The 25,803-nt window shown below is 72.9% G+C and carries 15 protein-coding genes; 6 read left to right on the top strand and 9 right to left on the bottom strand.

What is annotated here, in order from left to right:
* Positions 1 to 65: 65 nt before the first annotated feature.
* The 3 genes from ACFXGN_RS09175 (at position 66) to ACFXGN_RS09185 (ending at position 4,515) form a co-directional block, all read left to right on the top strand.
* Positions 66 to 2,465 carry a hypothetical protein gene (locus tag ACFXGN_RS09175; RefSeq protein WP_384855914.1) on the top strand — a complete coding sequence of 800 codons (2,400 nt, stop codon included), beginning with the start codon at positions 66 to 68 and terminating at the stop codon, positions 2,463 to 2,465.
* Positions 2,466 to 2,566: 101 nt separating this feature from the next.
* A complete protein-coding gene (locus ACFXGN_RS09180) occupies positions 2,567 to 3,451 on the top strand; it encodes a metal-dependent hydrolase (RefSeq protein WP_384855496.1) in 885 nt (294 codons plus the stop codon).
* Positions 3,451 to 4,515 (top strand): PDR/VanB family oxidoreductase, encoded by a 1,065-nt coding sequence (locus ACFXGN_RS09185; RefSeq protein ID WP_384855499.1) that lies wholly within the window; start codon positions 3,451 to 3,453, stop codon positions 4,513 to 4,515. The genes ACFXGN_RS09180 and ACFXGN_RS09185 overlap by 1 nt, the downstream gene beginning before the upstream one ends.
* 182 nt (positions 4,516 to 4,697) lie before the next feature.
* On the opposite strand, the gene ACFXGN_RS09190 is transcribed toward ACFXGN_RS09185, so the two are convergent.
* Positions 4,698 to 5,282, bottom strand: a complete 585-nt coding sequence (locus ACFXGN_RS09190; protein WP_384855501.1) for a hypothetical protein — start codon at positions 5,280 to 5,282, stop codon at positions 4,698 to 4,700.
* 37 nt (positions 5,283 to 5,319) lie between these two features.
* On the opposite strand from ACFXGN_RS09190, the gene ACFXGN_RS09195 reads away from it, so the two are divergent.
* Entirely contained in the window at positions 5,320 to 6,054 is a 735-nt protein-coding gene (locus tag ACFXGN_RS09195; RefSeq protein ID WP_384855502.1) for a TetR/AcrR family transcriptional regulator, read from the top strand.
* Between the two features lie 166 nt (positions 6,055 to 6,220).
* Here ACFXGN_RS09195 and pulA read toward each other — a convergent pair whose 3' ends face one another.
* The 7 genes from pulA to ACFXGN_RS09230 all read right to left on the bottom strand — a co-directional run bounded on the left by pulA (position 6,221) and on the right by ACFXGN_RS09230 (position 19,428).
* Entirely contained in the window at positions 6,221 to 11,452 is a 5,232-nt protein-coding gene (gene pulA, locus ACFXGN_RS09200; RefSeq protein ID WP_384855917.1) for a pullulanase-type alpha-1,6-glucosidase, read from the bottom strand.
* A gap of 133 nt (positions 11,453 to 11,585) precedes the next feature.
* A complete protein-coding gene (locus ACFXGN_RS09205; RefSeq protein ID WP_384855505.1) occupies positions 11,586 to 13,301 on the bottom strand; it encodes a carbohydrate-binding module family 20 domain-containing protein in 1,716 nt (571 codons plus the stop codon).
* A 123-nt stretch (positions 13,302 to 13,424) separates the two neighbouring features.
* Entirely contained in the window at positions 13,425 to 14,516 is a 1,092-nt protein-coding gene (locus ACFXGN_RS09210) for a LacI family DNA-binding transcriptional regulator (protein WP_384855508.1), read from the bottom strand.
* On the bottom strand, positions 14,504 to 16,171 hold the full coding sequence (locus ACFXGN_RS09215; RefSeq protein ID WP_384855511.1) for a glycoside hydrolase family 13 protein: 1,668 nt from the start codon (positions 16,169 to 16,171) through the stop codon (positions 14,504 to 14,506). The genes ACFXGN_RS09210 and ACFXGN_RS09215 overlap by 13 nt, the downstream gene beginning before the upstream one ends.
* A 49-nt stretch (positions 16,172 to 16,220) precedes the next feature.
* Positions 16,221 to 17,123, bottom strand: a complete 903-nt coding sequence (locus ACFXGN_RS09220; RefSeq protein WP_384855920.1) for a sugar ABC transporter permease — start codon at positions 17,121 to 17,123, stop codon at positions 16,221 to 16,223.
* A complete protein-coding gene (locus tag ACFXGN_RS09225; protein WP_384855513.1) occupies positions 17,117 to 18,130 on the bottom strand; it encodes a carbohydrate ABC transporter permease in 1,014 nt (337 codons plus the stop codon). Before ACFXGN_RS09225 ends, ACFXGN_RS09220 begins: the two co-directional genes overlap by 7 nt.
* 20 nt (positions 18,131 to 18,150) lie before the next feature.
* On the bottom strand, positions 18,151 to 19,428 hold the full coding sequence (locus tag ACFXGN_RS09230) for an extracellular solute-binding protein (protein ID WP_384855516.1): 1,278 nt from the start codon (positions 19,426 to 19,428) through the stop codon (positions 18,151 to 18,153).
* A gap of 347 nt (positions 19,429 to 19,775) precedes the next feature.
* Between ACFXGN_RS09230 and ACFXGN_RS09235 the strand changes: the two genes are divergently transcribed.
* Both ACFXGN_RS09235 and ACFXGN_RS09240 read left to right on the top strand, forming a co-directional pair.
* Positions 19,776 to 20,810 carry a LacI family DNA-binding transcriptional regulator gene (locus ACFXGN_RS09235; protein ID WP_384855518.1) on the top strand — a complete coding sequence of 345 codons (1,035 nt, stop codon included), beginning with the start codon at positions 19,776 to 19,778 and terminating at the stop codon, positions 20,808 to 20,810.
* Positions 20,811 to 20,886: 76 nt separating this feature from the next.
* Complete coding sequence (locus ACFXGN_RS09240) at positions 20,887 to 21,813, top strand: phosphatase PAP2 family protein (RefSeq protein ID WP_384855521.1); 927 nt, start codon at positions 20,887 to 20,889, stop codon at positions 21,811 to 21,813.
* Between the two features lie 108 nt (positions 21,814 to 21,921).
* Here the strand turns inward: ACFXGN_RS09240 and ACFXGN_RS09245 are convergent, their stop codons facing one another.
* The gene (locus ACFXGN_RS09245) at positions 21,922 to 24,909 is read right to left on the bottom strand and encodes a bifunctional [glutamine synthetase] adenylyltransferase/[glutamine synthetase]-adenylyl-L-tyrosine phosphorylase (protein ID WP_384855524.1); all 2,988 of its coding nucleotides are present in this window, start codon (positions 24,907 to 24,909) and stop codon (positions 21,922 to 21,924) included.
* Positions 24,910 to 25,803 lie beyond the last annotated feature (894 nt).

Below are 25,803 nucleotides of genomic sequence, written 5' to 3' on the forward strand. Positions count from 1 at the left end.
ACTTGACGGTCCGGCACGGTCCGGGCGGGGCCCGGCCGGGGTGACCATCGGAAGAATCGCTCGTTCTGCTGAACGTGAGCACCCAGGATCTCGTCCCCTCGCCCGTGGGCCCGGTCGACGTCGAGCAGGCCGAGGCCGCGCTCGTCGAGCGCTATCCGCGTCTGGTCCGCATCGCCTACCTCGTCCTGCCGCCGTCGCTCGGCCGCAACCGCCGGGTGCTGACCGCGCACGCGCTCGTCCAGCGTTCACTGCCCCGCCGCCGGGTCCCCGGGCCCGCCGTGCCCGCGCCCCGGCCCGCCGAGGACGCGGTCGATCCCGGATACGCGTACGTGCGGGGCGAGGTGCTGCGGCAGGCGCTGGTCGCCGGGCTCCCGCTGCGGCGGTTCGCGCTGCCGCGCCGGGCGCAGTTCCCGCCGCTGCTCCCGCACGTGTGGGGGCTGCGGCTCTTCCCCCGGGTGGGCGGCGCGGACGAACTCGCCCTGGACCAGCGCCTGTCCCGTCTCTCCGGACCCGGCCGGGCGGCCTATGTGCTGCGCGGACTCGAACGCCAGGGAGACCCGGAGGTCCTGCGGGTCCTGGCGGCGGCCGGAGTGCCGGACCCGGCGGCGGCACTGGCGGAGGCGGACGCGGTGGACGCGGTGGACGCGGTGGACACGGCCGAGCAGGGCTTGGAGGGGCAATGGGCCGCCCCGATGGGCGACTTGGGGACGGCGGGAGGCTCGGGGCTGGTGGGGCCGGGGCTGGCAGGGCCAGCGGGGTCGGTGGGGCCAGCGGGGGCCACGGGGCTGGTGGGACCAGTGGAGCCCACCGGGTTGGTGGGACCGGTGGGGCCGGGCCTCCCCGATCCGAGGGGCTCCCGCTCCCTCGGCCGCGCCGACCGGGCTGACGGGCAGGGCGGACCGGGCCGCGCCGCCACGAACGGCTCGGGCCATGCGGGCACGGACGGATCGGGCCGCGCCGACGTGGATGGATCGGGCCGCCCGGGTACGGCTCCGAGGGGCGGGGCGTCCGAAGGGGCGGTCGGGGCGGACCGCGCCGCCCACCGTCCCGGCGCGCCCGGGTCCGCACCCCCCGTCGGCGGTGGTCCCCGGGCCTTCGATCCCGGGCCGCGCCGCAGCGGCGGCGCCCTGCTGGAGTCCGACGAGTTCGACCCCTGCGCGCTCCAGGCGCGGCCCACGGACCTGCTGCGGCGGCGCCAGCACCTGCGGGCCTCGCTCGTCGCCCTCGTCGCGCTGCTGGTGTGCGGTGCGCTGCTGGGCCTGCCCGGGGACGGCTGGGGCAGGAACGGCGCCGCCGCGCCCTCGTACGCCCGCAATCCCGCCGCCGAGGCCGCCCTCGACCCGGGGGCGCTCAGGCGGGTGGAACCGGCCGTCTGGCCCGGTTCCACCCGGCAGGACTTCTCCGTGTGGCCCGCGCGCGGCGGGCTCGTGCGGGACCGCGCGCTGCTGCGGCGGGCGCTCGCCGTCTGGGCCCGCCCCGGGCCGTCCGTACGGTCGTCCGCGACGCCCGGCACCCCGGTGGGCCCGCCGATGGGACCGCCGCAACTCCTCTTCGCGGGGCTGGTCGACGGGGTCCGGGTGGTCCTCCTCCACGACGGGCTGCGGGCCGTGCGGTACGCGGAACCGGTCGAGGGCGCGGCGGGCGCGGCGCTCGACTTCGCCAGGACCGACGGCGCCGACACACCCGGTGCCGCCGCGCTCGTGGTGTCCCGCGCGGCGGGCAACGTCCGCTATCTGACGGCCCCCTGGGTGGAGGAGACCGGGGTGCAGGACCTCCTGAGGCCCCTGACGCGGGCGCGTCCGCTGGCGCGGGACGCCGACGGGGTGACCGATCCGATGACGAGCCCCGCCCTCGCGCGGGACTGCGTCCGCTGGAACGCCCTCCAGCTGCGGGACGGTTCGGGGCCGCGGCTCCTCACGGACCTGGGCGAGCTGGCCCCCGTCCGGCTGCTGTGGGGCGCGCCCGCCGCGCCGGTGGACGCGACGGGCCCGGAGGCGCGGACCGCGTGGGCGCGGACCGCCTGCCAGCTGGCGGCGGTGCGGGCGCGCGGGGTCCGGTCGGTGAACGCCTGGCCGTTCGCCCGGCAGACGCTGCCGGAGGGCGCCGGGCGCGGCACCTGGATCTGCACCCGCGCGGAGACCTGGCGGGGCACGGGGAGCAGGGTCCTCGCCCAGTTCCTGGTGCCCTCGCCCCGGGTGCCCGCGGTGCTCGCGGCACGGGCGGAGGGTTCGCCCTCCTGCGGAGTGCGGGACCCCCGGGTGCTCGCGGGCGTACTCTGGCAGGCGCCGCGCGGCGCCTGGTACGTCCTGGCGGCGGGCGGCGGGGACTTCGCGTCCCTGGAGGCCTCGGGCGGGGTGACGGGCCGTGCGGACGGTCCGGTCCTCGCGGTACGGGCCTCGGCCGGGGCGCGGGCGGAACTGGGCGGTACGTTGAAGGACGGGAGGCGGGTGGGCGCGCTCCGGTGACCTGCCGGGGGCGGGCCCCGGCGGGCGGGGCCTCCTCCCGTACGGCAGAAAGACGCCGCAGGGGCCTGTCGCGGCGTCATACCGCTCAGTACATTGACGGCATGTCTAATACGCAGCCCGCACCGGTGGCGTCGGAGCACGTCGAACTCAAGGCCCGCGAGGTCTCCTTCGACTGGGAGGCGACCCCGCTCCACTGGGTGCCCAACGATCCCTTCACCACGCACACCATCAACGTGCTGCATCTGCTGCTCCCGGCGGGCGAGCGCTGGTTCGTGCACGTCTACCGGCAGGCCCTGCCGTTCGTCACCGACGACCGGCTCCGCGAGGACGTCATCGGCTTCATCGGTCAGGAGGCCGTCCACTCGCAGGCCCACGACGACGTCCTGCCCCATCTGCGGGCACAGGGCCTCGACCCCACCCCGTACACCGCGCAGGTCGACTGGTTCTTCGAGAAGCTCCTCGGCGACCGGACGCTGCCGCCGGGCCGTCCGCGCCGCTGGTGGCTGATGGAGCGGGTCGCGATGATCGCCGCCATCGAGCACTACACCGCCTTCCTCGGCGACTGGGTCCTCAACGCGGACGCGCTCGACCGCGCCGGTGCCGACCCCACCATGCTCGACCTGCTGCGCTGGCACGGCGCCGAGGAGGTCGAACACCGCGCGGTCGCCTTCGAACTGTTCATGCACCTCGACGGCGGCTACCGGCGGCGCGCCCGCACCTGGGCCCTCGCCTTCTCCACGCTCGTCTTCCTCTGGCAGCGCGGCATCCGCTTCTTCATGGAGAACGACCCCACCCTCCTCGACGGGAAGGCGTCCCTGGGCCAGTTCGTCCGCAAGGGCCGTCAGGGCGTGCTGCCCGCCACCCCCGACATGCTCCGCTCCGTCCCCCGCTACCTCAGCCGCGCCTACCACCCCTCCCAGGAGGGCGACACCGCGCAGGCCGTGGCCTATCTGGCCACCTCCCCCGGCGCCAACGGAGGCCGCTGATGGCCCGGTTCGCCGCCGTCGCCGTGGTCGCGGGGGCCGCGCTGCTGGTCCGCCGCGCGGTCCGGAGCCGGATGTCCACCGCCCCGCTCTGGCCGATGCCCGCGCTCGACGAGCCCGTCTCCGGACACGGCCGGGGCCGCACCGTCTCCCGCAGGGTCCGCGTCGCCCGTCGCACCGAACCCGCCGAGGGCGTCGTCGAACTGCGCCTGGAGGGAACCGGGTTGCCCGCCTGGCGGCCGGGCGCCCACATCGACCTCGTCCTGCCCTCGGGGCTCGTCCGCCCCTACTCGCTCTGCGGCGACCCGGCCGACACCGCCGCGTACACCGTGGCGACCCGGCTGATCGAGGAGGAGCGGGGCGGGCGCGGCGGCTCCCGCGAGGTCCACGAACGGCTCCACGAGGGCGTCGAGATCGAGATCCGGGGCCCCCGCAACCGCTTCCCGCTGACCGGAGCCCCGGCGTACGTCTTCGTCGCGGGCGGCATCGGCATCACTCCGGTCCTGCCGATGGTCCGCGCCGCGGAGGCGGCCGGTGCGGACTGGCGGCTCGTCTACTGCGGGCGCGACCGGGCCTCGATGCCGTATCTCGCGGAGCTCGCAAAGCTGGGCGGGGCCGAGCGGTCGACCGTGGTCGCCGAGGACGAGTCGGGCCGCCCCGACCTGGGCTTCCTCGCGGAGGTGCCCGCCGGGACGCTGGTGTACTGCTGCGGTCCCGAGGGCCTGATGGACGCCGTGACGGCCGCGCTGCCGGAGGGCAGGGCGCCGCGCCTGGAGCGCTTCTCGGCGGCGGCACCGGCCGGTGGCGCGCCCTTCGAGGTCGAACTGCGGCGCTCCGGGCGCGTCCTGGAGGTCGCGGCCGACCAGTCCCTGCTCTCGGCGGTCCACGCGGAACTGCCAGGGCTCATGTACTCCTGCCGGCAGGGGTTCTGCGGCACGTGCCGACAGCGGGTCCTGGAGGGGGAGATCGACCACCGGGACGATCTGCTCACCGACGCCGAACGGGCCGACCAGATGCTGATCTGCGTCTCCCGCTGCGCGGGGAGACGGCTGGTGCTGGACCTCTGACCCGGCGGATCCCCGGCCCCCGGACCGGAGTTCGGCGTCTGGGCCGTGCCCGGTCCCCGGCCGGTGCACGCGCCCGGCCGGTGCACGCGCCCGGCCGGTGGACGCTCCCGGCCGGGGCCCGCTCCCGACCCGCGCCCGGCACCCGGCACCCGGCACCCGGCACCCGGCACCCGGCCCGACCTCTACGGCAGGACCAGCCAGTCCAGGGCGAGGGCGGCGAGGAGGCCGCCCACCAGGAGCCAGGTGCCGAGCCGGGTGCGGCCGTTGCGGGACAGTTCGATCACGACGCCGCAGAGGATCATGGCGAGTCCGTACACACCGACGACCAGGACGGACGTACGGCTCGCCAGGCGGATCACCAGGACCACGGCCATCGCGACCAGGAGCACGGAGGCGACGGCGACGCGCAGCCGCCGCGCCTGCTTCGGGGTGAGCCCGGTCGCCGGGACCGACGCCTCGCCGGTCTCCGCCGCCTCTTCCTCGGCCTCTTCCCCGTCGGCCTCGTCGTCGGCCTCCCCGTCGGCCCCCTCCCGGGTCCCGTCCTCGTGCTCCGGCTCGCGCGCGGGGACCCCGCCGGTTTCTCCGCGCTTCTCCGGCTTCTCGAACTCCGCTTCCCCTTCGGCCTGTTCGGACCGGGGGGTCCCGGTGGGCTCCGGAGACTTCCGGGGAGTCCCCGGGGAGGTCTTCTCGCCGGTCCCGTCGCTCGCGGGGGCCTCGGTGGCCTCCGGGGGCTCGGCGGCCTGGGTGTCCTGGTCGGAAGCGCTCATGGGGCAGGAGCGTAACGGACCCCGTTAGGCTGTTCGTATGACGACCGGGGTACGCCGCAGGATGGGCGTCGAGGAGCGCAAGCAGCAACTGATCGGGGTGGCCCTCGAACTCTTCAGCCACCGCTCTCCCGACGAGGTCTCCATCGACGAGATCGCCGCCGCCGCGGGCATCTCCCGCCCGCTGGTCTACCACTACTTCCCCGGCAAGCAGAGCCTCTACGAGGCGGCGCTGCGGCGGGCCGCCGACGAGCTGGCGGCCCGGTTCGTGGAGCCGCCGCAGGGCCCCCTCGGCGCGCGGCTGCTGCGGGTGATGGGCCGCTTCTTCGACTTCGTGGACCATCACGGACCGGGGTTCGCGGCGCTGATGCGGGGCGGTCCCGCCGTGGGTTCCTCCACGACGAACGCGATGATCGACGAGGTGCGGCAGGCCGCGTACGTGCAGATCCTGGCGCATCTGGGGGTCGAGAAGCCCTCGGCGCGGCTCGAACTGGTCGTCCGTTCCTGGGTGTCGCTCGCGGAGTCGACGGCGCTGATCTGGCTGGACGGGCGGCGGGTGCCGCGCGCGGAGCTGGAACTGCAGCTGGTGCACGACTTCGCGGCCCTCGCGGCGGTGAGCGCCGCGTACGACGACGAGATGGCGGCGATCCTGGTGGGCCTGCTCGCGGACGAGCCCGCCGACGGGCCCTTCGGGGAGCTGGTGGCGCGGCTCGTGGCGCTGGTGCCTTCGGCCGGTGCGGTGGAGCCGTCCGTCCCGGACCAGCGCGGGCGCTGACCCGGGGAACCGGAAGACCCGAAAACCCGGAGACCCGGAGATCCCGAGAACCGGAAGAACCGAAGAGCCGAAGAACCGACGGGGACGCCCCGGCGCCGGAAGTCCGGTGCCGGGGCGTCCTGTCGGAGCGGAGGTAGGGAGGTGAAGGTGCGGAGGTGCGGACGGGTCAGCCGGTGGCCTTGAAGACGGCGACCGTACGGGCCGGGACCGTGAAGGTGCCCGAGGCGGCCGTGTAGGAGGCGGTCTTCACGACGGTGTCCGCTCCCCCGGCCTGGACGGGGTGGAGGGCGTACCCCCGGCCCGTCAGGGCGGCGACCCGCTGGGTGGTGGCGCCCGGGGTGGCGTTGAGGACGACGACCAGGTCCCCGAGGCGCATGGTGAGGACGCCCGGGGTCTCGTCGCGGCCGGAGAGCGGGAAGGACAGGGCGTCCTGGACCCGCTCGGTGGTGGCGAGGGAGAACACCGGCTCGGTGGTGCGGATCTTCTGGAGGTCCCGGTAGGCGGCGGAGGCGCCGTCGATCTGGGCGCAGCCGACGGTGAGGGCCGGGTTCACCAGGAGCGGCCTTCCGTGGGACCACTTGTCCTTGTTGTCGGCGGCGGGCGGCAGGCCCCGGCCGAAGCCGTTGCCGTCGCGGCAGTCCCAGTGGATGGCGTTGAACCAGTCGCCGCTGTCGTAGGAGTTGCGGTCGAGGGACTTGGAGCGGAGCAGGTCGGAGCCCGCCTGGGAGAGCGCCGGACCCTGGGAGAGGGTGGCGGTGGCCATGGCGAGGACCTGGGCGCGGGCCCGGTCGGCGGGGCCGGTGTCCGCCGGGAGCTTGAAGGCGAGCGCGTCGTACAGGGTCTCGTTGTCGTGGGCGTCGGCGTAGGCGAGGGCGTCGCCGGGGGCGGCGGCGTATCCGGCGGGGGCGCCGTTGTAGTCGACCTCGGAGCCCTTGACCGTACGGCCCGAGGTGTCGGTGAAGGTGTAGGAGGCGAGGTTGCCGGTCAGGCCGACCTTGATGAGGTCCTGGTAGTGGAGGAGGCGGGCCTTCTGCTGCTCGGGGGTGCCGTTGGCGGCGGAGGCGTTGGGGTCGGTGTAGAGGCCGGAGGCGAAGCCCTGGACGCCGGGGTCCTCGTCGAAGGGGCCGCCGCCCCGGACGGCGTCGCGGGCCCGGTCGGAGAAGGTGGCGATGCCGGTTCCGGCCATGTTCTTCTGGGTGGCCTGGACGAACCGGGCGTCGTCGGCGATCTCGCCGAAGTTCCAGCCCTCGCCGTAGAGGACGATCGCCTTGCCGTCGACGCCGTCCTCGGCGACGGTGAGGGCGTCGAGGGCCCCCCGGACGGCGAGGATGTTCTCCTTCGGGTGGTGGCCCATGAGGTCGAAGCGGAAGCCGTCGACCTTGTACTCCCTGGCCCAGGTGACGACGGAGTCGACGACGAGCTTGCCCATCATCGCGTTCTCCGGCGCGGTGTTGGCGCAGCAGGTGGAGGTGGCGACGGTGCCGTCGGCCTGGAGGCGCTGGTAGTAGCCGGGCACGATGCGGTCGAGGACCGACTTGTCGGACTGTCCGGCGGCGACGGTGTGGTTGTAGACGACGTCCATGACGGTGCGCAGGCCGTCGCCGTTGAGGGACTGGACCATCCGCCGGAACTCGACCGTGCGGCGGGTGCCTTCGGGGTCGGTGGCGTAGGAGCCCTCGGGGACGGTGTAGTGCAGGGGGTCGTAGCCCCAGTTGTAGGCGTCGGTGGCCGCGGTGGCGGCGACGCACTTCTGCTGTTCCTCGGAGTCGGGGGCGTAGACCTTCAGGTCGCAGGCGGGGGCGGTCTGTCCTGACTTCTTCTCGGGGACGGTGCCGAGGTCGAAGGCGGGCAGGAGGTGGACGTAGGAGGTGCCGGAGGCGGCGAGGGCGCGCAGGTGCTTCGAGCCCGCGCTGTCCTTGTCGGTGAAGGCGAGGTAGGTGCCCCGGTGGTCCGCGCGGGCGGTGGTGTCCGCGACGGAGAAGTCACGGATGTGGAGTTCCTGGATCTGGGCGTCCCGCAGCGGTACGGCGGCGGGCTTGCGCAGGGTGTTCCAGCCCCGGGGGGCGAGCTTCGGGTCGGTGAGGTCGACGGCGAGGCTGCGGGCGGAGTCGGTGGTGAGGGCGGTGGAGTAGGGGTCGGTGACCTTGTTGGTGACGGTCTTCCCGACGGTGGGGGCCCAGACCTTCACCACGTACCGGTAGGGCTTGCCCGTCCAGGACTTCGGGCCGGTGGCGGACCAGACGCCGGAGGTGTCGTCGCGGCGCATGGGCACGGTCCGGCCGTCGAGTTCGAGGGCGACGGTCCGGGCGGTGGGGGCCCAGACGGAGAGGGTGACTCCGCCCTTGCGGAAGACGGGGCCGAGGGCGGCGCCGGTGGCCTTCTTCGCGTAGAGGTCGTCGAGGACTCCGGCGGTCTGGACGCCGGTGGCGGCGAGCAGGGCCCCGTTGGCGGCGCGCTGGGTGGCGATGAGCTGGCCGCGCAGGGAGTCGCGGACGCGGTCGGCGTCGCGCGGGTCGACGGTGAAGGCGGGGTACTCCTTGAGGTGCGGGAACTTGGCCTTCTGGGCGTCGGTGAGGGTGCTCCGGCCGAGCCGGAGCCACTGGCCCTCGGTGTTCAGGGCGCCGTCGGTGACGGTGATCCCGCCGTCCGGGGCGTACACCAGCTGCTGGCTGGTGGCGTCGGTGGCCCTGACCTTCCAGACGACGGTGTTCCGGTCGATCCACTGGGCCTCGGCCTTGCCGAGGTCGAGCTCGGGGGCGGCGCCGGAGGTGGGCAGCAGGTAGGCGGGCTGTCCGGAGAGCAGCCAGACCTCGTTGCCGTGGGTGGCGAGGTCGAGGGACTGGTCGGTGGGCAGGTCCTTCTGGTCGCCCTTGTGGAGGATGTACGACAGGGAGCGGGCGCCTTCGGCGAGGGGGACCTCGTAGACGGCGCCGTAGGCGTCGAAGCGCACGGGCATGAGGGGCTTGGACCAGTCGGTGGGCTGGGCGGCGCCGGTCCAGGTGTGGAGGCCCCAGCCCTCGTGGTCGCCGTCGGCGCGCTGGTAGTGCAGGACGGCCTTGGTGCGGTCCGGGACGGTCGGGGCGGGGTGGGTGTCGGACTGGCCGTCCTCGCCCCGGGCGATCCAGACCTCGCCGGTGCGGCCGAGGACGACGGTGCGGCGGGGGCCGTCGGCGGTGCCGTCCTTCTCCACGGTGTACGGGACGGTGGAGGCGCCCTCGGGGACCTTGACCCAGGCGAAGGCGCCGTAGGAGTCGCGGCCGGTGAAGGCGGCCTCCTGGCCCGCGGCCTTCAGCTTCCAGCCGTCGTAGTTCCCGTCCTCGCGCTGGTAGTGGACGACGGCGTAGGGGCGCTGGACGGCGACCGGCTTCTCGGGGGCCGGGGGCGCGCCCGCGGTGGTGGCGGCGGTGGCGCTCGCGGTGCGGCCCTCGGTGTCGACGACGACGGCCTTGTAGCGCAGGGCGGTGCCGGCGGGGGCGGTGAGGTGCTGGGTGACCTTGTAGGGGGCGTGGTCGGCGGTGCCGAGGGTCTGCCAGCGGCCGTTGCCGGTCTGGGCGGCGAAGACGACCCGGTTGAGCTGTCCGCCGGTGACGTCGGCGGTGAGTTCGACGGTGCCGGTGGCTCCGGCGGCGGGCGCCCTGAGGGTGACGGCGGGCGCGGTGGCGGGGGCGGGCAGGGGCTTGTCGGCCTTGAGGACGACGGAGGAGAGGGCGGGGACGGTGAGGGTGACTTCGCCGCCGGTCGCGGTGACCGTGCCCCGGCCGCCGTAGAGGGTGCGGAAGGCGGTGGAGTCGACGGGGACGGTGACGGTCCTCGGGGTGGTGCCGCCGTTGGCGGCGACGAGGTATTCGGTCCTGTCCCCGGCGTCCGTACGGGAGAAGGCGTAGACGGAGCCTTCGGCGTACCGTTCGCGCTGGATGCCGTCGCGGAGGGCGGGGTGTTCGCGGGTGAGCTTCGACAGGGCGGCGATGGAGCGGTAGAGCGGGTGGCCGGTGTCGTAGGCGTCGGTGGCGTGGGTGCGGTCGGTGCCGATCTGGTCGTCGTCGAGGTAGTCGGCGGCCCGGGAGGCGAAGAGGGGCTGGCGGGCGTCCTTGTCGCCGCCCGCGCCGGTGAAGCCCTGTTCGTCGCCGGAGTAGATCACCGGGTTGCCCCGGGAGAGGAACATCAGCTCGTTGGCGAGGCGGTCGCGGCCGAGGAGTTCGGCGTCGGAGGCGTTCGGGTTGTCCTGCTTGAGGAAGGTCCCGAAGCGGCCCATGTCGTGGTTGCCGAGGAAGGTGACCTGTTCGTAGGCGTTGGCCTTGTCGGTGGTGTAGCGGTAGTCCTCGGCGAAGACCTTGGCGAGGCGGTCGGCTCCGGCGCCCTGGGAGGCGAAGGCGCGGGCGGCGTCCTGGAAGGGGAAGTCGAGGGTGGCGTCGAGGCGGCCCCGGGTGACGTAGGGGGCGGTGACGGCGGTGTCGGCGGAGTAGACCTCGCCGAACATGAAGAAGTCCTCGCGGCCCCGCTTCTTCGCGTAGGCGTCGAGGGCGGTGGCCCACTGGGTCCAGAAGTCCAGGTCGACGTGTTTGACGGTGTCGACGCGGAAGCCGTCGATCTTGAAGTCGCGGACCCACTTCTCGTAGATCCGCTTCATGCCCTCGACGACCTCGGGGCGTTCGGTCCACAGGTCGTCGAGGCCGACGAAGTCGCCGTACTCGGTGGACTCACCGGCCCAGGTGGAGTCGCCCCGGTTGTGGTACATGGTGGGGTCGTTGAGCCAGGCGGGGACCTTGGTGTTCGCCTTCTCGACGGGGGTGTACGGGAAGGAGTCCGCGTCGACCCTTGCGGCGGTGGTGCGGTCGTCGAAGGGGCGGCCGTCCTCGTCGAGGTAGGGGTAGGCGCCCTTGGGGCGGTAGCCGTACTCCTTCTCGGCGTAGTCGACGGTGTCGGCGGTGTGGTTGGTGATGACGTCGAAGAAGACCTTCATGCCCTTGGCGTGGGCGGCGGCTATCAGCTTCTTCAGGTCGTCGTTGGTGCCGAAGTGCGGGTCGACCTGGGTGAAGTCGGTGATCCAGTAGCCGTGGTACCCGGCGGAGGCGTCCTTGCCCTCGCCCTGCACGGGCCGGTTCTTGAAGATCGGCGCCATCCAGATGGCGGTGGTGCCGAGGCCCTTGATGTAGTCGAGGCGCTGGGCCAGGCCCTTGAGGTCGCCGCCCTGGTAGAAGCCCTTGTCGGCGGGGTCGAAGCCGGTCTGTGTCCGGCTGCCGGTGAGTCCGCCCCGGTCGTTGGAGGGGTCGCCGTTGGCGAAGCGGTCGGGCAGCACGAAGTAGAACTGTTCGCGGGTGAGTTCCTGGCGGGCGGGTTCGGCGGCCAGTGTCCGGTCGGAGGGCGGGGCGGGGGGCCGGGGCGCGGCGACGGCGGGCATCGCGGGCACGAGGGCGGCGCACAGGGCGGCGGCCAGTACGACCGCCGTTCTCTTGCGTGTCACGGGGTTCTCCCTGGAGGTACGGGAAAGCGAGGGCCGCCCCGGCCGGGGCGGTCCCTGGGGGTGCGGGGGTTCAGCCGCGGAAGGTGTCGTTCAGGTCGACGCGGCCGGTGGCGGGGACGGTCGCGGTGCGGTTGGCGCCGGACTCCCAGGTGACGTTCCCGGCGGCGTCCTTGCGGAGGTACTTGTACGCGAAGGCGGTGCCGGCGGGGAGGCCGGCGGTCAGCTTCCAGACGGGGTACGTCGCGGGGTCGAGCTTCAGGGCGGCGGCCGGGGACCAGTTGCCGAGTTCGGCGCGGTCGCCGGTGACGTAGACGTCCTGGCCGGGCACGGTGGTGGCGGTGACGGCGAAGGAGGCGCCCGACGCGGCCGGAGGGGTGGTCGGCGGGGTGGTGGGGGTGGTGCCGCCGCAGCCCGCCGCGTTCACGTGCAGGGCGAGGGCGGTGTTCGCGCCGAGGGTGGCGGTGAACCGGCCGGAGCCGTCGACGGTCACGGGCCTGTTCGACTGCACGTCGCAGTAGGTGCCCGCGGGCAGCGAGGTCTGGAAGGCGCGGGTGAGCGCCGTGGGCTCGTGGTTGACGGCCACGTACGCCTTGGAGCCCCGGCCGAACGCGATGGCGTTGTTGCCGTTGTCCCACCAGCCGGTGACGGCCTGGCCTCGCGCGGTGTTGCGGAGGGCGACCATGGAGGAGATCTCGCGCCAGGCGTGCTGGCACTTCCAGCCGTCGGTGTAACAGGCGCCGACCTGGCCGCCGTTGGGCGGGCCCGCGTCCTTGTCGGTCCACTCGTAGCCGGAGTGGACGTCCGGGGAGCCGTAGGGCCAGGCGAGCATGAAGACGGAGGCGAGGGTGTAGTCCGCGCCGTCCTTGTAGGAGAGGGTGTCGCCGCCGCGCTCGGTGTCGTGGTTGTCGACGAAGACGCCGGACCGGCCGGAGGGCATGTACCCCCAGCCTTCGCCGAAGTTCTTGAGGTAGGCGAGCTTCTCGCCCTGGAACACGCGCTTGAGGTCGCGGGCGTAGCGGAACTCCTGGACGTCGCCGCTGCCGAGGTACTCGGACGGGGAGACGGCCTCTCCGGCGCCGAAGATGGCCTCCTGCTTCCAGTAGGCGTTCGGGTCGCTCAGCCGGGACTTGATGTCGGCGAGGTCGGCGGCGGGCATGTGCTTGGCGGCGTCGATGCGCAGACCGTCCACGCCGAGGGAGAGCAGGTCGTTCAGGTACCCGGCTATCTTCCCCCGGACGTACTCCTCGCCGGTGTCGAGGTCGGGGAGCTGGACCAGTTCGCAGTTCTGGACGTCGGCCCGGTTCCGGTAGTCGGTGATGGCGGTGCGGCAGTCGTCCATGTCGGCGCCGGAGTAGAGGCCCGGGTAGTCGTACTTGGAGAACCGGGTGCCGCCCGTTCCCGTGCCGGAGCCGTTCGCCATGTGGTTGACGACGGCGTCGGCGACGACCTTGACGCCCGCCGCGTGGCAGGTGTCGATCATGTTCTTGAAGGCGGCGCGGTCGCCGAGGCGTCCGGCGATCTTGTAGCTGACCGGCTGGTACGAGGTCCACCACTGGGGGCCCTGGAGGTGTTCCTGCGGCGGGGAGACCTGGACGTATCCGTATCCGGCGGGGCCGAGGCGTTCGGTGCACTCGCGGGCGACCGAGGCGAACTTCCACTCGAACATCACGGCGGTGACGTCCTTCTCGCCGGGCGGGACGGCCTGTGCGGGAACGTTTCCCGTGACGGTCACGGCGGCGGCTCCCGCCACGAGGGCGAGTGCGGCGGCCACGGTTCTTCTGGCCATGGTTCCTCCTGTACGACGTCGGTGTCGCAAGAAGTTGCCGAAAGAATCAGCAACTGTTTTCAGCCGTGACCGTACGAGCGCCCCGGCGCCCGGTCAATACTCCGGACGCCCGAACGCGACTTCTTACGGGAGGACTTGCGGCGCCCCGGCGGAAACGGGCACGGGAGGCTGCGCGGTCGATCCCCGGACCACCAGCTCCGGCTGGAAGACGAACTCCGTGCGCTGCACCGGGTTCCCCTCGATCTCCTCCAGGAGCGCGCCCACCGCCGCCGTCGCCATGGCCTGTACGGGCTGGCGCACGGTGGACAGCGGGGGGCTGGTGAACGCGATCAGCGGCGAGTCGTCGAAGCCGACCACGGAGACGTCCCGGGGCACGTCGAGGCCACGGGCCCGGACCGCCCTGACCACCCCGAGCGCCATCAGGTCGGAGCCGCAGACGATGCCGGTGCAGCCCTCGGCGAGCAGGATGTCGGCGGCGGCGTGCCCGCCCTCGACCCCGAACAGGGTGGGCCTGATGAACCGTTCGGCCTCCGCGCGCTCGACGCCGAGGGACTCGTACAGCTCGGCGGTGAAGCCCTCGGCCTTGCGCCGCGAGGGCACGTACCGGGTGGGGCCGACGGCGAGCCCGATGCGCTCGTGGCCCAGCTCGACCAGGTGCCGCACGGCCATCCTGGCCGCCGCCCGGTCGTCGGGGGAGACGAAGTTGGCGTCGATCCGTTCGTTGTAGCCGTTGATGAGGACGTACGGGACGCCCCGGGCGGTCAGCCGGGCGTACCGCGCCGGATCGGCGGAGGCGTCCGCGTGCAGCCCGGACAGGAACACGATCCCGGCCACCCCGCGCTCCACCAGCTGCTCGACCAGTTCGTCCTCGGTGGCGCCGCCGGGCATCTGGGTGCAGAGCACCGGGGTGTAGCCGTGCCCGGCGAGGACCTGCTCCACGACCTGCGCGAAGGCGGGGAAGATCGGGTTGGTCAGCTCCGGGATCACCAGTCCGACCAGGCCCGCGCTGCGCCGTTTCAGCCGTACGGGACGCTCGTAGCCGAGCACGTCCAGGGCCGCGAGGACCTTGTGCCGGGTCGCTCCCGCGACCCCCGCCTTGCCGTTGAGGACCCGGCTGACGGTGGCCTCGCTGACCCCGGACTGGGCCGCGATGTCCGCGAGCCGCGGGGTGCCGGACCCGGCACCCCTCGGCAGGGGAACCGTCACACCGCCCACCAGGCGGTGGTGTCGGCGGGCAGGACCGCCGTGCCGTCGACGGTCCCGACCTCCTCGTTGGCAAGGAGGAACCGGCCGGGCAGCGGGACGGAAAGGGCCCGGCCGGTGGTGTTGGCGGTGCAGACGAAGCCGTCGCGCCGGAAGACGAGGAGCCCCTCGGGGGCGTCCTGCCACTCGACGGCGTCGCCCGCGCCGAGACCGCGCCGCTCCCGCCGCACGGCGAGCGCGCGGCGGTACAGCTCCAGGGTGGAGCCGGGGTCGCCGGTCTGCGCCTCGACGCTCAGCGCGCCCCAGCCCTCGGGCTGCGGCAGCCAGGAGCCGCCCGCGCCGAAGCCGTACGAGCCGCCCGCGACGGTCCACGGGATCGGCACCCGGCAGCCGTCGCGGAAGCCGTCCTGGCCGCTGGCCCGCCAGAAGGAGGGGTCCTGCCGGACCTCGTCGGGCAGGTCGGTGACGTCGGGCAGGCCCAGCTCCTCGCCCTGGTAGACGTAGGCGGAGCCGGGCAGCGCCAGCATCAGCAGGGTCGCCGCGCGGGCCCGGCGCAGGCCCAGCTCGCGGTCGCCCGGCTCGCGCAGCTGGGTGCCGAGGCCCGCCGGGTTGGCGAAGCGGGTGGCGTGCCGGGTGACGTCGTGGTTGGAGAGCACCCAGGTGGTGGGGGCGCCGACCGGGCGCATCGCGTCCAGCGACTCGTCGATGACCCGGCGCAGCTCGGCGGCGTCCCAGTGGGTGCCGAGGTACTGGAAGTTGAAGGCCTGGTGCATCTCGTCGGGGCGCACGTAGTTCGCGGTGCGGTCGACGGTGGGGGTCCACGCCTCGGCGACGAGGACGCGCTCCTCGTCGTACTCGGCGAGGATCTTGCGCCAGGAGCGGTAGATCTCGTGGACGCCGTCCTGGTCGAAGAAGGGCATGACGTCGTTGCCGAGCAGCTTCAGCTGGTCGTGGTCGCCGATGTCGGGCAGTCCGGCGGCCTTGACCAGGCCGTGGGCGACGTCGACGCGGAAGCCGTCCACGCCCATGTCGAGCCAGAAGCGCAGGATGGAGCGGAACTCGTCGCGTACGGCGGGGTGTTCCCAGTTGAAGTCGGGCTGCTCCGGGGCGAAGAGGTGCAGGTACCAGTCGCCGGGGGTGCCGTCCGGGTCCTCGGTGCGGGTCCAGGCCGGGCCGCCGAAGATGGACTCCCAGTCGTTGGGCGGCAGTTCGCCGTCCGCGCCCTGGCCGGGGCGGAAGTGGTAGCGCTCGCGCAGCGGCGATCCGGGGCCCTCGCGCAGGGCCCGCTGGAACCACTCGTGCCGGTCGGACGAGTGGTTGGGGACGAGGTCGACGATGATGCGCAGGCCCAGGTCGTGGGCCTCGCGGATCACGGCGTCGGCGTCGAGGAGCGAGCCGAACATGGGGTCGATGGACCGGTAGTCGGCGACGTCGTAGCCCGCGTCGGCCTGCGGCGAGGCGTAGAACGGGGAGAGCCAGACGGCGTCGACGCCGAGCGACTTCAGGTACGGCAGTCGGCCGCGGACGCCCTCCAGGTCGCCCATGCCGTCGCCGTTGCCGTCGGCGAAGCTGCGCGGGTAGACCTGGTAGATCACCGCGTCTCTCCACCAGCCCGTGTGCGTGCCGGTGGTCGGGGCGTCGGCCGGGGTGGCGAGATGCTGGGTCATGTCTTCCCTGGGAGGTAAGGAGGTGCGTACGGAAGGCGTGATCGGGCCGTCAGCCCTTGACGGCACCGGCGGACATGCCGGTGACCAGGTGCCGCTGGGCGAAGAGGAACACCAGGGCGGCGGGGATGGCGATGAGCACGGAGGCCGCGGACATCGGGCCCCACTGGGCGCCGTACTGGTTGACGAACTTCTGCAGTCCGCCGGCCAGGGTGAGGTTCTCGTCGCCGACCATGAAGGCGGAGGCGTAGGCGACCTCGCCCCAGGCGGTGATGAAGGAGTAGAAGGCGGTGACCGCGATGCCGGGCTTGGCGAGCGGCAGGATCAGCCGCCAGAACGTGCCGAACGGGGTGAGGCCGTCGACGTGGCCGGACTCGTCGATCTCGCGCGGGATGCTGTCGAAGAAGCCCTTCATCATCCACGCGCAGAACGGGACGGCGATGGTCAGGTACGTGACGACCAGGCCGACCGGCCGGTTGAGCAGGCCCATCGCCGCCATGATGTTGTAGATCGGCACGATGAGGACGGCGACCGGGAACATCTGGGTGATGAGCAGGGTCCACATCAGACCGCGCTTGCCGGGGAAGCGGAAGCGGCTGACGGCGTATCCCGTGGTGGCGGCGATGAAGACGCCGATGACCGTGGTGAGACCGGCGACGAGGAGCGAGTTGCCGAACCAGGTGAGGAACGGGGTGTCCCGCAGCAGGTTCGTGTAGTTCTCGAACGTCGTCTCCTTGACGAAGTCCGAGGTCGTCGCGTACTTCGCGGGCTTCAGCGAGGTCAGCAGGACCCACAGCACCGGGAAGACGGCGATCACCGAGGCGATGATCAGGGTGAGGTGCAGTCCGGCCGAGGCCAGCGGCGAACGGCGGCCTCGTACGGGGGTGTTCACGGCCGGGGCGGCCACGGTCCGGGCGGTGCGGCTCGTGGGGGTGGGGGTCGTGGTGGTCACCAGACTTCTCCCTGCTTGCGGAGGACGCGCCGGTAGATCGCGGCGAAGACCATCAGGAGGACCAGGATCAGGACGCCCCAGGTCGAGGACTGCGCGAAGTCGCGCGGGCTGATCTCGAAGGAGAACTTGTACGCCTGGGTGACGAGGATCTGGGTGGCCTCGCCGGGCCCGCCCCGGGTGAGCAGGAAGATCACCGGGAACATGTTGAAGGTCCAGATGGTGGAGAGCAGGATCACCGTGGTCGACACCGTGCTGAGGCCGGGCATCGTGATGTTGCGGAAGCGCTGCCAGGCGTTCGCGCCGTCCATCTCGGCGGCCTCGTACAGCTCGCCGGGGATGGACTGGAGCCCGCCGAGGAGGGCGACCATCATGAACGGGACGCCGAGCCAGACGTTCACGAGGATGACGGAGAACTTGGCCCAGGTCGGGTCGTTGAGCCACGGGACGCCGTCGAGGCCGCCGCCCGTGAGGATCTGGTTGAGCATTCCGCGGCGCTCGTCGTAGAGGAAGCGCCAGGCGAAGACGGAGACGAAGCCGGGGACGGCCCAGGGCAGGATCAGCAGCATCCGGTAGACGGAGCGGCCCGCGATCCTGCGGTTGAGGACGTTGGCGAGGGCCAGGCCCAGGGCGAAGGTGACCGCCACGCAGGAGACGGTCCAGACGACCGTCCAGAGCAGCGTGCCGAGGAACTGGTTCCCGGTGAGCGCTTCGGTGTAGTTGTCCAGGCCGACGAACTCGTAGGTGGCCGGGATCTCGTTGACGCCGATCGACCGCGCCACGTTCCGCTCGTTGGCGTCGGTGAACGACAGATAGACGCCACGGACCAGCGGATAGCCGATGATCACGCCGAGTACGACCACCACCGGCAGGACCATCGCCCAGGCGTACCAGTAGGTGGAGAAGGAGCGCTTCGCCGCGCGGCGCGGCGTGCCAGTTCCGCGGCTCCGGCCGCGGGCGACGCTGTCGCCCGCGGCCTTCGCCACCGACTGGCTGGGAGTGTCCACAGCCATGAGCCGGCCTGCCTTCTTTCTTACTTCCAGTCCTTCAGGAGCTTGCGGTAGGAGTCACCGATCGCCTTGGCACCGGCCTCCGGGGTGGTCTGGCCGGTGAGCACCTTGGTGTACTCGACCTTGACCGGCTCGAAGAGGCTGCCGCCCTCGGGGATCCACGGGCGCTGGACGGCCTTGTCCACGACGGGCTTGAAGAAGGTGATCATCTCGTTGGTCGCGACGTCCGGCTTGATGTAGACGGACTGGCGGGTCGGGAGGAGGCTCAGCTCCTTGGCGACCGTGGCCTGGGTCTCGGCCGAGGTCATGTACTCGGCGAAGGCGTAGGAGGCGTCGAGGTTCTTGGAGCCCGCGTAGACGGCGAGGTTGTGGCCGCCCTGCGGGGCGCCCTGTCCGGCCGATCCGGCCGGGACCGGGGCGATGCCGAGGTTCGCCTTGTCGGCGAACTCCTTGCCCGCGTAGGTGTCGGCGACGGCCCACGGGCCGTTGATCATCATGGCGACCTTGCCGTCCTTGAAGGACGACTGCATGTTGTCCCAGCCGTTGGTCGCGTCGGTGATCGCGGCCTTCGAGTCGACGAGGTCCTTGACGGTCGCGAGCGCCTTCACGCCCTTCTCGTCGTCGATGACGATCTTCTTCTGTCCGGCGTCGACCAGGTCGCCGCCCTCGCCGTACAGGAAGGAGAGGAACCAGTACGGGTCGTCGCCGCGCAGGTACAGACCGGTCTTGCCGGTCTTCTCCTTGATCTTCGCGGAGACGGTCTTGAGCTCGTCGATGCTCTTGGGGACCGCGACGCCCGCGTCCTTGAGGATCTTCTTGTTGTAGAAGATGCCCATGGAGTCGATGACCTGCGGGACGGCGTACGTCTTGCCGTTGTACTTCGTCGAGGCCGCGGCCTGCTCCAGGAAGTCGTCGGCGCCCTTGAGGGCCGGGGTGCCGTCGAGCGGGGCGAGGTAGCCGAGGTCGGCGAACTCGGGGGTCCAGGCGACCTCGGAGCGGATGACGTCGGGAGCGCCGGAGCCGGACTGCGCGGCGTTCTTGAACTTGTTCTGCGCCTCGCCGAACGGGACGTTCACGTACTTGACGGTGACCTTGGGGTGCTTCTTCCCGAAGTCCTCGGCGACCTTCTTGAAGACCTTGTCCTCGGAGCCGACCGTGGAGGTGTCCCACCAGGTCACGGTGCCGGAGAGCTCGCCCGATCCCTTGGAGCCGCCGCCGTTCGAACCGCTGTCGCTCCCGCACGCCGCCAGGGTCACGCCGAGGGCCGCGACCAGCGCGGTGGCCGCTATGCCACGCCGCATGTGAACTCCTTCAACTGATCCCGGGAGACGAGGGGCCGGAACCTTCCTCATGCGACCGCTCCCTTGCGGCGCTCCGGGTTGCCAGGAACGTAACAGGGATGAAAACGAGCCGAAAGACCTTGCGAGAATTTTCTGCAAGGACCGTCGATCGTTACATCCACGTGTCCCTAAGGTTGCCGTCGCATCGCTTGACAGCAGTTGGGAGCGGGGTTCCAGGTGCGTTCCGGCCACTTATGCGCGCCTCTCGCCCCGTGCGGGCGCCCCGCAAGAACTGCAAGAGCTTGCGGAGTGGCTTGCACCAGCTGTCCGGTGGGCAATACGCGCGGTGACCGGTACAGTCCATCCACATGACCGCGCGGCTCTCCGACATCGCAGCCCAGGCGGGGGTCAGTGAGGCCACAGTCAGCCGCGTGCTCAACGGCAAGCCCGGTGTGGCCACCGCCACCCGCGAATCCGTCCTCGCCGCGCTCGACGTGCTCGGCTACGAGCGTCCCGTCCGGCTGCGGCAGCGCAGCGCGGGGCTCGTCGGCCTCATCACCCCCGAACTCGACAACCCGATCTTCCCCGCGCTCGCGCAGGTCATCGGGCAGGCCCTGACCCGGCAGGGGTACACCCCGGTCCTCGCCACCCAGACCCCCGGCGGGTCCACCGAGGACGAACTCACCGACATGCTGGTGGAGCGGGGCGTCGCCGGGATCATCTTCGTCTCCGGGCTGCACGCGGACACCACCGCCGACATGACCCGCTACGACCAGCTGCGCGGCAAGGGCGTCCCGTACGTCCTGCTCAACGGCTTCTCCCCCAAGGTGCGGGCGCCCTTCGTCTCCCCCGACGACCGGGCCGCGATGCGGCTCGCGGTGACGCATCTGGCGTCGCTCGGCCACACCCGGATCGGGCTGGCCGTCGGGCCCAAGCGGTTCGTGCCGGTGCTCCGCAAGATCGAGGGCTTCCAGCAGGGCATGACGGAGCGGTTCGGCCTCTCCCCCGAGGAGTCCGAGGAACTGATCCAGCACTCCTTGTACACCCTGGAGGGCGGTCAGGCCGCCGCCGGGGCGCTGATCTCCCGGGGCTGCACGGCGGTCGTGTGCGCCAGCGACATGATGGCGCTCGGCGCGATCCGCGCGGCCCGGCAGCAGGGGCTCGACGTGCCGAGGGACGTCTCGGTCGTCGGCTTCGACGACTCCCCCCTCATAGCGTTCACCGATCCGCCGCTGACCACCATCCGGCAGCCGGTGCAGGCGATGGGGCAGGCCGCGGTCCGGGCGCTCCTGGAGGAGGTCGGGGGCACCCCGACCCCGCACTCCGAGTTCGTCTTCATGCCCGAGCTGGTCGTGCGCGGCTCGACCGCGTCGGCCCCGTCATCCTCCAGGCCTCCTTCCTGAGACGGACCCGGGTGCGCCCCGAACCCGTCCGGGGGATGATCGGTCGGGGGGAAGGGATCTGGCAAACTCTCTCCCTATGGGTGAAGCGACCGTGAAGAGTGTGGACGACCGGACGACCCCGTCGCCATCCATGGTGGGCGACGGGCGGCTGGCGCGCCTGCGCGCGCGGGTGCCCCGGCGCCCCACGATCTGGTTCGAGATCCTGCTCATCGCGGTGAGCTACTGGGTCTACTCCCTGATCCGCAACGCGGTGCCGGAGCAGAAGGCCCAGGCGCTGAAGAACGCGGACTGGATCTGGCAGGCCGAGGAGTCCCTCGGCCTGGCCTTCGAGCACACCGTCAACCACGCCGTGAACTCGGTGACATGGCTGATCGTGTCGATGAACTACTACTACGCCACCCTGCACTTCATCGTGACGATCGGTGTGCTGGTGTGGCTGTACCGGTGGCAGCCGGGCCGTTACGCGGCGTTCCGCACCGTCCTGTTCGCCACCACCGGGGTGGCCCTGGTCGGTTACTACCTGTACCCGCTCGCGCCGCCCCGGCTCATGAACGGCCAGGACTTCATCGACACCGTCCTGGTCCACCACACCTGGGGGTCGATGGCCTCGGGCAACCTCAAGCAGGTGTCGAACCAGTACGCGGCGATGCCGTCGATGCACATCGGCTGGTCCCTCTGGTGCGGCGTCACGATCTTCCTGCTCGCCAAGGCGCCCTGGGCGAAGATCCTCGGCCTGCTCTACCCGACGGCCACCCTGGTCGTCATCGTCGCCACCGCCAACCACTTCTGGCTGGACGCGGTCGGCGGCATGGTCTGCCTGGCCTTCGGCTTCCTCGTCTCCTACTGCTGGTACGGCTCCCGGCCGCACCGCCTGCCCAAGCTGGTGGAACCCCCGGCGGGCCCGGTGGCGCGCGGCGGGCCCGCCCCGGCGCGTACGGACGGCGCGGAAGAGGCTCTCGGCACGCCGGAGAAGTCCGGCTCCTCGGTCGCCTCCGGGCGCTGACCCGTACGGGGACCAGCCCCCTCGGACCCCCGGCCCGGCATCCGGGGGACGGCGGGCGGGGAACGGCGTCCGGGCGTCGCCCGGACGCCGGACCCGTGGCCCCCGGCGTCACGCCCCGTAGAACAGCTCCTCGACGACGGCCCTCGCCCGGCGGGTGATCCGCCGGTAGTCGTCGACCATCTCCCCCACGTGCCCGGCCTCGTACCCCAGGTAACGGCCCACCGCCGCCAGCTCCCTCGGAGCCGTGGGGAAGGTGTCCCCGGCCCGGCCGCGCACCAGCATCACCGCGTTGCGGACCCGGCTCGCCAGCACCCACGCCTCGTCCAGGGTCCCCGCCTCCTCGGTCGGGATCAGCCCGGCCGCGTGCGCGGCGGCCAGCGCCCGCCGGGTACGGGTCGTCCGCAGCCCCGGCTCCGCCCAGCCGTGCCGCATCTGCAGCAGCTGGACCGTCCACTCGACGTCGCTGAGCCCCCCGCGCCCCAGCTTGGCGTGGAGCGTCGGGTCGGCGCCGCGCGGCAGCCGCTCCGACTCCATCCGGGCCTTCAGCCGCCGGATCTCGCGGATCGCGTCCTCGCCGAGGCCCTCCGCCGGATAGCGCAGCGGGTCGACCAGCTCGACGAACCGCTCCCCGAGCTCCCGGTCACCGGCCATCGGCTCGGCGCGCAGCAGCGCCTGGCTCTCCCAGACCAGCGACCAGCGCTGGTAGTAGGCCGCGTACGACTTCAGGGTGCGGACCAGGGGGCCGCTCTTGCCCTCCGGCCTGAGGTCCGCGTCGATCAGCAGCGGCGGATCGGCGGTGGGCAGCTGGAGCAGCCGGCGCATCTCCGCGACCACCCGGTTCGCGGCCCGCGCCGCCTCCTGCTCGTCGACGCCCTCGCGGGGCTCGTGCACGAACAGGACGTCCGCGTCGGAGCCGTACGCCAGCTCGTGCCCGCCGAAGCGGCCCATGCCGATGACCGCGAACCGGGTCGGCAGCTCGTCGCCCCACTCGGCGCGCACGGCGGCCCGCAGCGCGCCCGCGATCGTCGCCGCGTTCAGATCGGTGACGGCCTCGCCCACCCGGTCCACCAGCGCCCCGGGATCGGACTCCCGGGGGCTCTCCTCCGTGCCGTACGAGCCGATGAGGTCGGCCGCGGCGGTCCGGAACAGCTCCCGCCGCCGCACCCCGCGCGCCGCCGCGACGGCCTGCTCGGCGTCGTCCGCGCGGCCCACCGCGGCCAGGACCTCCTGCTCCAGGTGCTCCCGGCCGCGCGGCTTCAGACCGCCCGGGTCGCCGAGCAGCGCGACCGCCTCGGGGGCGCGCAGCAGCAGGTCGGGGGCGAACCGTCCGGCGGACAGCACCCGGGCCAGGTTCTCGGCGGCGGCGCCCTCGTCGCGCAGCAGCCGCAGGTACCAGGGGGTCTTGCCGAGGGCGTCGGAGATCTTGCGGAAGCCGAGGAGCCCGGAGTCCGGGTCGGCCGAGTCCGCGAACCAGCCCAGCAGCACCGGCAGCAGCGTCCGCTGGATCGCGGCCTTCCTGCTCACCCCGGAGGACAGCGCCTCCAGGTGCCGCAGGGCGGCGGCCGGGTCCGCGTACCCCAGCGCTTCGAGGCGCTGTCCGGCCGCCTTCGGGCTGAGCCGGATCTCGCCGGGGGCGAGCTGGGCGACCGCGTCGAGCAGCGGACGGTAGAAGAGCTTCTCGTGCAGCCGCCGGACGACGGCCGCGTGCCGCTTCCACTCCTTGTTCAGCTCGGCGACCGGGTCGGTGCGCAGTCCCATCGAGCGGCCAAGCCGCCGCAGATCGGCCTCGTCCTCGGGGACGAGGTGGGTGCGGCGCAGCCGGTACAGCTGGATGCGGTGCTCCATGGCCCGCAGGAAGCGGTACGCCTCGTCGAGCTGGGAGGCGTCGGCCCGGCCCACGTACCCCCCGGCGGCGAGGGCGGCCAGCGCGTCGAGGGTGGTGCCGCTGTGCAGGCTCGGGTCGCTGCGGCCGTGCACCAGCTGGAGCATCTGGACGGCGAACTCGACGTCCCGCAGGCCGCCGGGGCCCAGCTTCAGCTCCCGGTCGACCTGGGCGGCCGGGATGTTGTCGACGACCCGGCGGCGCATCCGCTGCACGTCGGTGACGAAGTTCTCCCGCTCGGCGGCGTGCCAGACGAGCGGGGAGACGGCGTCGATGTACTGGGTGCCCAGCTCCGGGTCGCCCGCCACCGGGCGCGCCTTCAGGAGGGCCTGGAACTCCCAGGTCTTCGCCCAGCGCTGGTAGTACGCCAGATGGGAGGAGAGCGTACGGACGAGGGGGCCGTTGCGGCCCTCGGGGCGGAGATTGGCGTCGACCGGCCAGATGGTGCCCTCGACGGTGGTCTCCGAGCAGATGCGCATCAGGTGCGCGGCGAGCCGGGTCGCGGCCTGGACCGCCTTGCCCTCGTCGGCGCCCTCGACCGGCTCCCCGACGAAGATCACGTCCACGTCGGAGACGTAGTTCAGCTCGTGGCCGCCGCACTTGCCCATCGCGATCACCGCGAGGCGGCACTGGGCGGCGTCGGCGGGCGCGGCGGTACGGGCGATGGCGAGGGCCGCGCGCAGGGTCGCCGTCGCCAGGTCGGCCAGCTCGGCGGCGGTCTCCGACACGTCGGTGGTGCCGCACACGTCCCGGGCCGCTATGGCGAGGAGGCAGCGGCGGTAGGCGATCCGCAGGGCCACCGGGTCGTCGGCCGCCGCCAGCTCGCGCTCGAACTCGGGGACCCCGGGGTGCAGGTCGGCCGCCTCGTAGGTGACCAGCGACTCCCAGTCGCGCGGGTGCCGGGCCAGATGGTCGCCGAGCGCCTCGGAGGCGCCGAGCACCCCGAGGAGCCGGTCGCGGAACGGCTTCGCGGAGAGCAGGGTGGCCGTGAAGGTCTGCCGTTCGGTCTCCGGCTGCGCCTCGACCAGCCGGACCAGACCGCGCAGGGCGAGGTCGGGGTCGGCGGTGGCGCCGAGCGCGTCGAGGAGGACGGAGTCGCCGCGCAGCGCGGACAGCTCGGGCACGTCCAGGAGCCGTTCGGCCCCGGACGGGTCGGTGAACCCGTGCCGCAGCAGCCGTGAGAACGTGCTGCTCCTGCGTCCCGGAACCGTCATTCCGCCGCTCCCTCCGAGCAGGTCCGCCCCGGGGTGGCGCCGGGGTGGAGCGAGCCTATCCGGAGCGGACCGCCGGAGGGCGCGGGCCGTGGCTTCACAGCGCGTCACGGGGTGGGTGGGGGTGGGTCGGGGTGGCTCGGTACGGCCGGGGGCGGCGGGCCCGGGAGGGGGTCCCGGGGCGGCGGGGGCGGGCTTCGCGGGCGGGGCATCGCGGCCGGGGCTCGGGGGCGGGCTTCGCGGCCAGGCCCCTGGGCGCGGCCCCACGTGGACGCCCGGCGCCGGGCCGGACCCCGGAGCGCGGCTCCCGCGCGGACGCCCGGCGCTGACACGAATGGCCCCGTGGCAGGCCACGGACGACACTCACGGCGTGTCACCGCACGGGCCCCCACGGGAGGTCGGGGAGGGTCGGGGAGGAAAGCCCGGGGTGTCAGGGGCCGGTGGGCCGCACCGCACCACCACCGGGGCGCGCTGCACGCCAGGGGCGGGGCACGCACCGGCCGGGCGGCACACCACGGCCGGGCCCGCACCGCTCCACCGCCGGGCCGCACCGCCGCCCGGCGGGGCGCACTTCGCGGAGGAGGACCGCACCGCGCCACCCCGGGGCCCACGGCACATCAAGGAGTGGGCTCCCACCGGGCCAGGGCCCGGTCCGGCGGGGCTCGGCACGGCGAGGAGGCGGGCCCGTACGGGTCAGGGGTGGGGGTCACAGCGCGTCACGCGTGACGTCCGGCACAAAGGTGGCTTTTCGTGTCGGATGAACCGTATCTCTTGAAAGTTCGTCTTGCTTCGGGCGGAAGCCTCCGTCCGCCCGAAGCCCGACCGATCCGAAGACCCGGCCCCTCGGCTCCGTACCCCGCCGAACCGCCTCCTGACCGCCCGACCGGCGCCCCCCGT

The sequence above is a fragment of the Streptomyces sp. NPDC059247 genome (assembly GCF_042754005.1).
GTDB lineage: Bacteria > Actinomycetota > Actinomycetes > Streptomycetales > Streptomycetaceae > Streptomyces.

What these genes read in the sequence shown, in the direction of transcription:
- ACFXGN_RS09235 (WP_384855518.1), top strand. Translation starts at nt 19,776, where the DNA reads ATGACCGCGCGGCTCTCCGACATCGCAGCCCAGGCGGGGGTCAGTGAG.
- ACFXGN_RS09205 (WP_384855505.1), bottom strand. Translation starts at nt 13,301, where the DNA reads ATGGCCAGAAGAACCGTGGCCGCCGCACTCGCCCTCGTGGCGGGAGCC.
- ACFXGN_RS09245 (WP_384855524.1), bottom strand. Translation starts at nt 24,909, where the DNA reads ATGACGGTTCCGGGACGCAGGAGCAGCACGTTCTCACGGCTGCTGCGG.
- ACFXGN_RS09215 (WP_384855511.1), bottom strand. Translation starts at nt 16,171, where the DNA reads ATGACCCAGCATCTCGCCACCCCGGCCGACGCCCCGACCACCGGCACG.
- ACFXGN_RS09180 (WP_384855496.1), top strand. Translation starts at nt 2,567, where the DNA reads ATGTCTAATACGCAGCCCGCACCGGTGGCGTCGGAGCACGTCGAACTC.
- ACFXGN_RS09195 (WP_384855502.1), top strand. Translation starts at nt 5,320, where the DNA reads ATGACGACCGGGGTACGCCGCAGGATGGGCGTCGAGGAGCGCAAGCAG.
- pulA (WP_384855917.1), bottom strand. Translation starts at nt 11,452, where the DNA reads ATGCCCGCCGTCGCCGCGCCCCGGCCCCCCGCCCCGCCCTCCGACCGG.
- ACFXGN_RS09225 (WP_384855513.1), bottom strand. Translation starts at nt 18,130, where the DNA reads ATGGCTGTGGACACTCCCAGCCAGTCGGTGGCGAAGGCCGCGGGCGAC.
- ACFXGN_RS09185 (WP_384855499.1), top strand. Translation starts at nt 3,451, where the DNA reads ATGGCCCGGTTCGCCGCCGTCGCCGTGGTCGCGGGGGCCGCGCTGCTG.
- ACFXGN_RS09240 (WP_384855521.1), top strand. Translation starts at nt 20,887, where the DNA reads ATGGGTGAAGCGACCGTGAAGAGTGTGGACGACCGGACGACCCCGTCG.
- ACFXGN_RS09230 (WP_384855516.1), bottom strand. Translation starts at nt 19,428, where the DNA reads ATGCGGCGTGGCATAGCGGCCACCGCGCTGGTCGCGGCCCTCGGCGTG.
- ACFXGN_RS09190 (WP_384855501.1), bottom strand. Translation starts at nt 5,282, where the DNA reads ATGAGCGCTTCCGACCAGGACACCCAGGCCGCCGAGCCCCCGGAGGCC.